Origin of the sequence: Patulibacter sp. NPDC049589, assembly GCF_040675535.1 — a bacterium.
Taxonomy (GTDB): domain Bacteria; phylum Actinomycetota; class Thermoleophilia; order Solirubrobacterales; family Solirubrobacteraceae; genus Patulibacter.
Window position 1 is genome coordinate 1 of sequence record NZ_JBFAPC010000182.1, and the last position, 10,498, is coordinate 10,498.

A 10,498-nucleotide genomic window follows, 5' to 3' on the forward strand; every position below is an offset into this window, starting at 1 on the left:
GTCGCGGCCGCGCGCAGGGCCTCGTCGTCGGCGTCGCGGCCGCGCAGCCCGTGGTGCACGTGGACCGCGAGCACCTCGTCCGCGCCGACGATGGCGACGGCGAGGTCGAGCAGGCAGAGGGAGTCGCGGCCGCCGGAGAACGCCACGACCGCGGCGCGGCCGGGCACCAGCCCGCCCCGGGAGCGGACCCGCTCGGCCGGCGGCGCGCTCATCCCTGGCCGCTGCCCGCCCGCGGACGGGCCATGAACAGCGACGTCGGGTCGCGGAAGCCCTTCAGCCGGACGTCGCCGATCGGCTGGAACGCGACGTGGCGGGCCGACGTCGCGGCGATCGCGTCCGTGACCAGGACCTCGCCCGCGCCTGCGCGGGCGACCACGCGCGCCGCCTTGTTGACCTCGCGGCCGAAGTAGTCCCCGTCGCGGAAGAGGACCTCGCCCTGGTGGATGCCCATCCGCGGACGGGGCTCGTCGGGGTGCAGCAGCTGATAGGCCACGGCCCACTCCACGAGCGTCGCGGCGTCGTCGCCGATCACCATGACCTCGTCGCCGATGGTCTTGAGGATGCGGGCGTCGTCGGGCAGCGACGCCTCGACCGTGTCGACGAACCGCTCGACGGCCTCGACGGCCTCCTCGTCGCCCTGCTCCTCGGTCAGCCGGGTGAAGCCCGCGAGGTCGGCGAACGCGATCGCGACCCGCAGCCGGCCGAGGCCGAGCAGGGAGTCCTCGTCCAGTGCCTGCTCGACGAGGCTGACCGCGTCCTGCTCGATGAACCAGTGCAGCGACCGGCGGTGGACGTCGCGGATGATCCGGTCCGCGAGCGGCATCACGTGGGCCGCCAGCGTGGCCACGGCCTCGGCGGCGTCGAGGGCCTCGGCGTTCTCGCGCACCAGCGGATCGCGGACGTAGAGGCGGAACATCCGGACCTCCGCGTCAGCGACCCGGCCCAGCGCCTGGCCGTAGATGCGGGCCAGCTGGACCATCGCCACGAGCGGGAAGCCGGCCGCCAGCACCCGGGCGACGTGCTCGAACAGCGGCACGTCGTCCACGCTGATCCGCTCGACGGCCTCGGCGCTGAAGCCGAAGGCCTCGCCGATCCGGCGGACGAGCGCCGGCTCGAGCCCGACGCGCCGCGCCACCTCCTCGGGGTCCACGTGCTCGGTCGGCGGGTCCAGCACGCCGCCGAGGTAGTGCAGCGCGAGCCCGTTGCGCTCGGCGACGAGCGCGATGTCGCTCAGCGACCGACCCTTGGACCGCAGCCGCTGGACGACGCGGGCGTGGTTCAGCGACCCGGACGTCCAGGCGCCCGCGTCGTCGAGCGGGACCAGCCCGAGGTCCGCCCAGCGCCGGAGGGTGCTCTCCGAGACGCCCACGAGCTCGGCGACGCGCGCGCGTCCGAGGACCACCTGTCCCTGTCCAGCGCCCGGAGGAATCGCGGGCTGCGGGGGGAAGCTGTGGCGGCGGAGCCCCTGGGGGCCCCGCCGCCCGCGGGAATCTCGTCCCGCACCGTCGGCCCTCGGCGCTCGTCCCAACAGCGGGCGGCGCCTCGCAGGTGACTCGTCACCCACGTTCTGGCCTGAGGCTTTGTCCGTGGGGTCAGTCATACCCGCCCGGCAGGCGCGGCGTCAAGGGCGGCGTGGTCACGAGCCCGCGGACGGCGCCGGCGGGCCGTCCTCGGACTCCAGGTGCTGGACCCGGGCCTCGAGCGCGGCGAGCCGCTCCTGGAGGCGCCGGACGTCGTCGCCGTTGGCGGGGCGGGCGTCGTCGAGCGACCGCCCGAGCCGGCCCACGGCCTGCTGGACCTCGTCGGCCAGGACGCCGGCCTGCGTCGTGCCGGCGGCGCTCAGGTCCTCCAGCGTGCCGCGGACGCGCGCGACGACGGCGCCGAGCTCGTCGGCGAGCTCCTGGGCGCGGGCGCGCGTCGACCGCGGCGCCGCCGTGGTCGCCGCGAGGGCCTGGTCGACCGCGCGGCGGACGGCCTCGACGCGGGCGGAGCGCCGGCTGCCCGCGTCGTCGTCCCCTTCCGGGGCGCCGGGGCCGTGCTCCATCGGGTCGCTCGCCGGGTCGGTCTCCACGGAGCGGAGTCTATCCTCGCCCGAGCCCCGTGACCGACCTCCAGAGCCTGCCCCCACTCCTGCGCGTCGGCCATCCGGTCGCGGAGCGCGCGATCCTCGTCGGCGATCCCGGGCGGGCGCTCGCCGTGGCCCAGGAGCTCCTGGACGGCCCCCTGATGAGCAACCACTCGCGGGGGCTCTGGGGCTACACCGGGACCGCCGGCGACGGGGCCGCGCTCAGCGTGCTGGCCACGGGTACGGGCGGCCCGAGCGCCGCGGCCGTGCTGCGCGAGCTCCACGCGGCCGGCGTCCGGCGGGTCGTCCGGGCCGGGTCCGCGCTGGCGCTCGACGGCGCGGTCGGCGCGGGCGAGCTGCGCCTCGTGTCCTTCGCGGCCGCCTACGACGGGACGTCCCGGGCGCTCGGGCTGGCGGGCGGCGCGGAGCTGGTGCCGGACGCGGCGATCCTCGGACGGCTGCGCGCGGCGGGCCTGCGCGAGACCGGCGTGGTGTCCGTCGACCTGCTGCCCGCGGACGGCGGGCCCGCCGTGCCGGCTCATCCCGGCGCCTCCGCCGTCGACCGGCAGAGCGCGCCGCTGCTCGCGGCCGCCGCGCGGCTCGGCGTGCCGGCGGCGGTCGTCCTCGCGTTCCCCGGCGGCGCCGAGGACGAGGACGCGCGGAAGGCGTGGTGGAGCGCGGTCGGCGCGGCCGCCGCGGCCGGCCTCGGGGACTGAGGCCCCGGGCGCCTCGGCGGTCCCGGCGGCCGCCCCGCCGACGCGGCAGACCGGGCCTGCGCGCGTGGGCTGGCCCGGTCCGCCGGGGAGCGGGCTCAGCCCGCCTGCTCGCCCAGGGCGTCGATCGACGCCTGGATCGCCTCGAGACGCGAGGTGAGGTCCGCGAGGGCGGCGTCGGACGGGCCGGCGACGTCGCGGGACGCCAGGGCCGTCAGGCGCTCGTCGACGCGGTCGACCGCGTCCTCGATCGACTCGAGCCGCTGCGCGACGTTGCGCACACGCCGCGTCAGCCGCTCGATGTCGGCCGCGGTGGGGACGTTGAGAGCGCCGAACGCGGCCTCCTGGGCCTGCGTCGCCCGCTCGCGCACGTCCATCGCGCGCTGCACCGCGCCGGTCACGAGCGGATTGCCGAGGAGCTCCTGGGCCAGCTTGCCGATGGTCTCCTCGCTGGCGCCGCGGACGCGCTCGCGGAGATCCTTCGAGGACGGGGACTGATCGTCGGTCATGCTCGTGCGGCCTCTGCTTCGGACGTCGGGGGCGGACCGGGGGTCGCCCTCAGGGCGGGTCCCCGGCTCGTCGGACCTCGCACCCTAGCCCAGCCGGGGGGTCCTCGCGAGGGCCGGTACGGGCTGGACGAATTGGCCGAAACCCGTGGTACTGTGGCGCGATCAGTGCCGCGCCCGGTCGCTTTGCGGTGCGCTGAGGAGGATCTCCAGAACCATGCCGTTGCCCACACGCAAGCTCCTGGTCGGGCTCTCAGCCGCAGGCGCGGTGGCCGCCGGGTTCGGTGCCACCGTGCAGGCCGGCGCCGAGGCACGCACCCTGGACGTCACGCTCCTGGGCGGTCGCAGCGTCGTCGTCAACGTCGACGTCCCGCCGGGGACGCCGATCGAGCAGATCCCGCTGCCGGACCTCGGCGCACCGGTCGTCGCCGTCCGCGACGCCGGCGCCACGGTCCCCGCGACCACGGGCGCCGCGCCGGCCACGACCACGGGCGCGACGCCGCCGGCCACCACCACCGCCGCCGCGACGCCGCCGACGACGACCACCGCCACGGCCGACCCGTCCACCGCGGTCGACGACTCCGTCTTCGACGACAGCGGCGGCGAGGGCCGCGCCAACGCGGTGCAGGAGAAGGCGGCCCGAGACGCCGCCGACCGCCGCAAGGCCCGCGCCGACGGCCGCAGGGTCACGCGCAAGGCCGCGAAGGACGCCGCGGCGACGGACACCACCGCCGCCGCCTCGGCGGCCGCCACGGCCCCGGACCTGCCCGACCCGTCGGACCCGACGTACTCGGAGGTCCTTCCAGGCGCGGCGCCGGCCGGCGTCCCGAACTTCTTCATCGACAAGTTCCGGATCCCGCCGTTCCTGCTGCCGATCTACCAAGCCGCCGGCATCGAGTACGGCGTCCGGTGGGAGGTCCTCGCCGCGATCAACGAGGTCGAGACCGACTACGGCCGCAACCTCTCGGTGTCGTCCGCGGGCGCGCTCGGCTGGATGCAGTTCATGCCGGAGACGTGGAAGGCCTACGGCGTCGACGCCAACGGCGACGGCAAGGCCGACCCGTACAACCCCGTCGACGCGATCTTCGCCGCCGCCCGCTACCTGAAGGCCGCCGGCGGCCACGACCACATCCGCAAGGCCGTCTTCGCCTACAACCACGCGGACTGGTACGTCGACCAGGTCATGCTGCGTGCCCGCCTGGTCTCGGGGCTCCCCGAGGACCTCGTCGGCTCGCTGACCGGGCTCACGCAGGGCGTCTTCCCGGTCGCCGCGAAGACCCAGTACGTCGGCGACGACAGCAACCGCAAGGCCCGCGCGACGGCCACGGCCGGCGAGGACGCGGCCAGGTCCGTCGAGACGACCTCGCGCTCCTCGATCGACCTCTTCGCGAAGGCCGGCGCGCCGGCGATCGCCGTCCAGGACGGAACGGTCACGGACGTCGGCGAGAACGCCGAGCTCGGGCGCTTCGTGACGCTCCGCGACGTCTACGGCAACACCTACACGTACGCGAACCTCAAGAAGGTCTCCGCGCTCTACCCCGTCGCGAAGGCCCAGAAGCTCACCACGACGGCCGGCGCCGCGAAGGCCGCGGCCGCCGTGCAGGACCCGGCGCCGACGTCCCCGGCGACGGCCGGCAGCCAGCCGGCCGACTCGGCGGGCACGAAGGCCCCGGCGCCCCAGGCCGAGCAGGGCCCCGTCGCCCCGACGGCCGACGGCGGGACGCTGTTCGCGAACCCCGCCCGCCCGCTGGCCCGCAAGCACGGCGGCGCCGAGCAGCTCGACCAGGCGCACGCGGACGACGCGACGTTCTCGAGCTACCTCTCCACGCTGCACGGGCTGACGAAGGACGACGTCGTCCTCAAGCGCCTGCGCACGGGCTCCCGCGTGATGGCCGGCACCATCCTCGGCCGGATCGGCAAGACCGACGCGAAGAGCTCGCCGCACCTGCAGTTCGAGGTCCGGCCCGCCGGCAAGGGCGCGCCGCTGGTCGACCCGAAGCCGATCCTCGACGGCTGGAAGCTCCTCGAGTCCACGACGGTCTACCGGGCGAAGGCCTCCTCGGCGCTCTTCAAGTCGACCGACGCGGCGTCGTCCGGCCAGATCCTGCTGATGAGCAAGCAGCAGCTCCAGGAGCGCGTCCTCGCCGACCCGCTGCTGGACGTCTACGAGGCCGGCCGCCGGCAGATCGAGGCCGGTGCGGTCGACCGCCGCGTGCTGGCGACCCTCGAGTACCTGACGGCCAACGGCCTGCGGATCGGCGTCTCGTCGCTCGGCCGCTCCGGCGCGATCACGAGCTCGGGCAACGTCTCCGAGCACGCGTCCGGCAACGCCGTCGACATCTCGTCCGTCAACGGCATCGCCATCTCGAAGGACACCCAGGGCCCCGGGTCGATCACCGAGCAGGCGATCCGGACGCTGCTCGGCCTGCAGGGCAGCCTGAAGCCGCACCAGATCATCTCCCTGATGACCTTCCAGGGCGCGGACAACACGATGTACCTGCCCGACCACGACGACCACATCCACGTCGGGTTCCGGCCGTCGGTGAAGAACGACGCGAAGCTCGGCGAGCAGGTCGCCCAGGTGCTCAAGCCGGGCCAGTGGATCAAGCTGATCGACCGCATCGCCGGCATCGACAACCCGACCGTGCTGGAGACCCCGTCCAAGTACGCCGTGAAGGCCACCGGCCCCGGCGCGACGGGCGGCGACTGACCGCGGTGCCCGAGGCCGGCGACGCGGCGCTCTTCCGCATCGTGCAGGTCGAGATCCCCGGGGAGCTCGACCTGGGTGACGGCCGCTGGACGGTCCGCGGCCACGCGAACCGCCCGCGCGCCGTCGTGATCGTCGAGGTCACCGAGCGTCCGCGGCGCCGCTTCCGGCGCCGCCGTGGCGAGCCGGACGAGCACGTCGCCCAGGCCTCGACGGTGCTCACCGTGGTGGACGCCGACCCGCTGGAGGCCCGCGACGTCGAGCGCTGGCTGGCCCGCGCCGACGGCGAGGCCGCGCTGGTCGAGGCGCTCGAGGTGCTGCGCCGCCTGCTGCACCTCGCGGCCGTCGCCGCCGCCGATCCGGACCCCCGCCCTGTGCGCGCCCGCGACCTCTCGAAGGCGACGATCGGCTACGGGACCGGCCCCGAGGGCGCCTACGGGCGCTGGACGTCCGCCCGCCGGATCCCGATCCCCGCCGACGAGCCCGACCGTGCGCGCCGCTCGTCCCGCGGGTCCGGATCCGAGGAGCGCCTCGCGGAGCTGCTGAGCGGCCGCGACGCCGTCCTGGCCGCCGAGGTCCTGACCCTGCAGGCGCGGCGCGACCTGGCCGCCGGGCGGGTCCGCGAGGCCGCCCTGGGGCTGCGGATGGCGCTCGAGGCCGCGATCGCCGAGCTGGAGCCCTGGCGCGCCGCGCCGCAGCTGGACGAGGCCATCGCCGGGTTGCGCGACGCGCGGCCGCGCGTCGCCGAGGCCGCGGCGGCCGCCGTGCGGGGCGGGCTGGACGACGAGCAGGACGCCGCGGTCCGCGAAGTCCTGCGGGCCGTCTCGATGGCCCTGGCCCGCCGGGCCGGCGGGCGGCGGGTCGGCGAGCGGGTCCTGCCGGGCCCGTCGGCGCCGCAGCCGCCGGCCTGACGCGACCCCGGCCCCGCGCGCGACGAGCGCGTCGGGCGGTCACCGCCGCCGCGACGGCGTCCCGGCCGGGGCGGGCGCGCTCAGGCGCCGAGGCGGTCCAGCGCGGCGATCAGGCCCGCGAGCTCGTCGACCACGTCGCCGGAGAGCCGGACCGCGGCCTCGTCGTCGTAGGGCGTGGCGCTCGCGGTCACGATCGCCAGGTCCGCGCCGCCGGCGAGCGCGAGCTTCGGCAGCTCCGCGACCGGCCAGACGACGAGCGACGAGCCGATGCAGAGCAGCAGGTCGCAGGACAGCGCCAGGCGCTCGGCGCGGTGCAGGGCCTGCTCGGGGAGCATGTCGCCGAAGAGGACGACGTCGGGCTTCAGCACGCCGCCGCAGGCCGTGCAGCGCGGCACGCCGTCGGCCGAGGCGGCGATCAGGTCGAGGACGTCCGCGAGCGGCGCCCGCGCGCCGCACGCCGGGCAGTGGCAGCCGGCGATGCTGCCGTGGAGCTCGACGACGTCCGCCGACCCGGCCCGCGAGTGGAGCGTGTCGATGTTCTGGGTGAGGACCGCGTCGAGCAGGCCGCGGCGCTCGAGCTCGACGAGCGCCCGGTGGGCGGCGTTGGGCTGCACGGGGCCGAGCGAGGCGAAGCGGTCGCCGTAGAACGACCAGAAGCGCACCGGGTCGGAGCGCCAGACGTCGACGTGGGCGATCTCCGCGAGATCGGTGTCGGCCCACAGGCCCGTGCCGGGCGTGCGGTAGTCCGGGATGCCCGAGGGCACGGAGATCCCGGCGCCCGTGAGCGCCACGACGGAGCCCGCGCCGGCCACGAGCCGCGCGAGGCGGTCGTGGGGGTCGGTGCTCGTGGGGTCGCTCACGGGGTGCTCGGGCCGGTTACTTGCCGGTCCAGCGGGCGTCGCGCTTGTCGATGAACGCGCCGATGCCCTCGGTCGCGTCGTCGGTGGCGAAGATCTCCGCGAACGCGTCCTTCTCCGCCTCGATGCCCTCGTCCAGCCCCGCGACGTCCGACACCCGCTTGATCGCGCCGGCCGCCAGCGGCGCCTGACCGGCCAGGCGACGCGCCCAGTTCAGCGCCACGTCCAGCAGCTCGTGGTCCGGGACCACCGTGTTGACCAGCCCGTGCGCGTACGCCTCGTCGGCCAGGATCGGATCGCCGACGAGGTTGAGCTCCAGCGCCTTCGCCTGCCCGACGAGCCTCCGCAGGCGCTGCGTGCCGCCGAACCCGGGGATCAGACCGAGCTTGATCTCCGGCTGCCCGAAGACCGCGGACTGCGCCGCGATCCGCACGTCCATCGCGAGCGCCAGCTCGGAGCCACCACCGAACGCCAACGCGTTGATCGCCCCGATCGTCACGATGCTCGACGTCCCGAACGACCGGAAGACCGCGTGCGCGTCGTCCAGCAACGTCTTCGCACCGGCCTCGCCGAGCGTCGTGAACGCCTTGATGTCCGCACCGGCGGAGAACACCGCCGACATCGGCGACGCCGACGCGAACACGACCGCGCGGGTGCTGCCGTCCTGCTCCAGGTGCGCCCAGACCGTCTTGAGGTCCTGGATCACCTGCGGCGAGATCGAGTTGACCGGCGCGTTGTCCAGCCACGCGATCACGACGCCGTGCTCGCGGGTCTCGAGCTTGACCGTCTCCGCGACCTGGGTCTCGTCGTACTGCGGGTAGGCGTAGAAGCCCTGGCCGGTCTTCTGGCCCAGGCGACCCTGCGCGACCAGGCGCCGCAGCGTCGGGGGCGCGTCGAAGCGGTCGCCCTCGGTCTCCGCGGCCTGCTCGAAGCGCTCGAGGATGACGTCGAGGCCCTCGACGTCGCACTTCAGCAGCGGGGGCAGGATGCCGCGCTTGGGGTCCAGGCCGGTGCCGGCGGCCATCCCGAGGTCGACGTCGCGGACGGTCGCGTCGCCGTCCTCGATCAGCAGCAGCGCCTCGCGGACCATCGCGAGGTGCGACAGCTCGACGATCCTGTCGATGTCCGGGTCGCCGTCGCCGTCGACGTTCGGGCTGCCGTCGGCCTTGTAGAAGCCGTCGCCGGTCTTCGCGCCGAGGTCGCCCTGGCCGACGAGCTCGGTCTGGCGGCTGTGGTTGAAGAACCGCGCCGACGCGGACGTGTCGCCCTCGTCGACCTCCTCGACCATCTGCTCCTGCAGGTGCAGCGACGGGTCCAGACCGAGGCTGTTCATGAGGAAGAACGGCCCCATCGGCAGCGCCTTGCCCTTGAGGCCGTCGTCGATCTTCTGGATCGAGAGGCCCTGCTCCTGCTGCGCGCGGAAGATCTCCGACATCGAGGCCGCGAGGATCCGGTTGACGGTGAAGCCCGGGCCCTCGCCGACGACGATCGGCTGCTTCTTCGTCGCCTGCGCGAACGCGAACGTCGTCGCGATCGTCTCCGGCGACGTCAGATCACCCTCCACGATCTCCAGCAGCGGCATCACCGACGCCGGGAAGAAGTAGTGCGTGCCCACGACCTTGTCCGGACGGACCGTCGCCACCGCGATGTCGGAGATCGCGATCCCCGACGTGTTGGACGCCAGGATCGCGTGGCCCGGCGTGACCGCGTCGAGCTCAGCGAAGACGGCCTGCTTGATCTCGAGCTTCTCCGGCACCGCCTCGATCACGAAGTCGACATCCCCGAACGCCTCGTACGAGAGCGTGCCGTGGATCCGGCCGATCACCGCGGCGACCTGCGCCTTGGCGTCCTCCTCCGACAACCGACCCTTCTTGACGAGCTTGCCGACCTGCTTCTCCGTCACCCCGGTCGCGACCGCGATGCCGTGATCGACGAGCTCCTGCTTGACGTCCTTGAGCACGACATCGATGCCCGCGGCAGCGATCGTCTGCGCGATCTGCCCACCCATCGTGCCTGCACCGACGACGGCGGCCTTGAAAACGAACGACATGAGGGCTGGAGCGCTCCTGAACTCGGACGGCGGACGACGCCCGGGGGCCGCCGGGAGGGGCCGGTCGCCGGGACGCACGGAGCCTACCTTGGTGATTGACCGGTCGGTCGGCCGTCGGGACGGTGCCCCGTGCGGGTGCGCGACCGTGCTCGGCGGCCTCGGCGGCACGGCCGGGGCGCCGGGTCCGGGCGGACGCCGTCCGCCCTCGCGCCGCCCCGCGGACGCGGACGCCGTCAGGCGGCGAGCTCGCGCCGGAGCGTCTCGACGGCCGTGGCGACCTCGTCGAGCGTCGGCAGGACGTCGTCGCGCAGCGTCTCGCGCTCGGCGATCCCGGCCTCGGTGATCCGGTAGAAGCGGCGCGACCGGCGCACGGGGTGCTCCCACTCGCCGACGGCCAGGCCCTCGTCCTCGAGGGTCCGCAGGAGCGGGTACATGGTGTTCGGGTTGACGGTGACGAGGCCGGCCGAGAGCTCGCGGATCCGCTCGATCAGCCGGTTGCCGTAGGCCGGCTCCTCGCCGTCGAGCAGCTGGAGGACCAGCAGCCGGACGAGACCGGCGCGGCGCAGGGCGCCCGAGAGCGGGTCGCCGGGGCCGCCTACTCGTTCACCCTGCGCGACGACGTGAAGTTCAGCAACGGCGAGATGTTCGACGGCGCCGCGGTCAAGGCGAACCTCGACCACATAGTCGAC

10 protein-coding genes and 1 pseudogene are annotated in these 10,498 nt (G+C 74.9%); 4 read left to right on the top strand and 7 right to left on the bottom strand.

Going from position 1 to position 10,498, the window contains the following annotated elements; translation table 11 throughout:
* The 3 genes from AB0L40_RS23665 to AB0L40_RS23675 form a co-directional block, all read right to left on the bottom strand.
* Positions 1-212 (bottom strand): ATP-binding protein (locus AB0L40_RS23665; protein ID WP_364360549.1); only part of this gene is annotated, 212 nt, incomplete at its 3' end.
* Positions 209-1,402: an adenylate/guanylate cyclase domain-containing protein gene (locus AB0L40_RS23670; protein WP_364360551.1), complete on the bottom strand. Its 1,194-nt coding sequence runs from the start codon at positions 1,400-1,402 to the stop codon at positions 209-211. The genes AB0L40_RS23670 and AB0L40_RS23665, both read right to left, overlap by 4 nt.
* A 234-nt stretch (positions 1,403-1,636) precedes the next feature.
* Positions 1,637-2,071 carry a hypothetical protein gene (locus AB0L40_RS23675; protein WP_364360553.1) on the bottom strand — a complete coding sequence of 145 codons (435 nt, stop codon included), beginning with the start codon at positions 2,069-2,071 and terminating at the stop codon, positions 1,637-1,639.
* Between the two features lie 29 nt (positions 2,072-2,100).
* Here AB0L40_RS23675 and AB0L40_RS23680 point away from each other — a divergent pair, with 29 nt between their 5' ends.
* Entirely contained in the window at positions 2,101-2,781 is a 681-nt protein-coding gene (locus tag AB0L40_RS23680; protein ID WP_364360555.1) for a hypothetical protein, read from the top strand.
* Positions 2,782-2,876: 95 nt separating this feature from the next.
* Here the strand turns inward: AB0L40_RS23680 and AB0L40_RS23685 are convergent, their stop codons facing one another.
* Complete coding sequence (locus AB0L40_RS23685) at positions 2,877-3,287, bottom strand: hypothetical protein (RefSeq protein ID WP_364360557.1); 411 nt, start codon at positions 3,285-3,287, stop codon at positions 2,877-2,879.
* Between the two features lie 214 nt (positions 3,288-3,501).
* Here AB0L40_RS23685 and AB0L40_RS23690 point away from each other — a divergent pair, with 214 nt between their 5' ends.
* Together AB0L40_RS23690 and AB0L40_RS23695 are read left to right on the top strand one after the other, a co-directional pair.
* Positions 3,502-5,994, top strand: a complete 2,493-nt coding sequence (locus tag AB0L40_RS23690; protein WP_364360559.1) for a lytic murein transglycosylase — start codon at positions 3,502-3,504, stop codon at positions 5,992-5,994.
* 5 nt (positions 5,995-5,999) lie between these two features.
* A complete protein-coding gene (locus tag AB0L40_RS23695; protein WP_364360561.1) occupies positions 6,000-6,902 on the top strand; it encodes a hypothetical protein in 903 nt (300 codons plus the stop codon).
* Positions 6,903-6,982: 80 nt separating this feature from the next.
* On the opposite strand, the gene AB0L40_RS23700 is transcribed toward AB0L40_RS23695, so the two are convergent.
* From AB0L40_RS23700 to AB0L40_RS23710, 3 genes are all read right to left on the bottom strand, one after another.
* The gene (locus AB0L40_RS23700) at positions 6,983-7,762 is read right to left on the bottom strand and encodes a Sir2 family NAD-dependent protein deacetylase (RefSeq protein WP_364360563.1); all 780 of its coding nucleotides are present in this window, start codon (positions 7,760-7,762) and stop codon (positions 6,983-6,985) included.
* Between the two features lie 16 nt (positions 7,763-7,778).
* Positions 7,779-9,809 (bottom strand): 3-hydroxyacyl-CoA dehydrogenase NAD-binding domain-containing protein, encoded by a 2,031-nt coding sequence (locus tag AB0L40_RS23705; RefSeq protein WP_364360565.1) that lies wholly within the window; start codon positions 9,807-9,809, stop codon positions 7,779-7,781.
* Positions 9,810-10,042: 233 nt separating this feature from the next.
* Complete coding sequence (locus AB0L40_RS23710) at positions 10,043-10,375, bottom strand: PadR family transcriptional regulator (RefSeq protein ID WP_364360567.1); 333 nt, start codon at positions 10,373-10,375, stop codon at positions 10,043-10,045.
* Between the two features lie 21 nt (positions 10,376-10,396).
* On the opposite strand from AB0L40_RS23710, the pseudogene AB0L40_RS23715 reads away from it, so the two are divergent.
* Positions 10,397-10,498: pseudogene (locus AB0L40_RS23715) on the top strand (nickel ABC transporter); the annotation flags it as partial.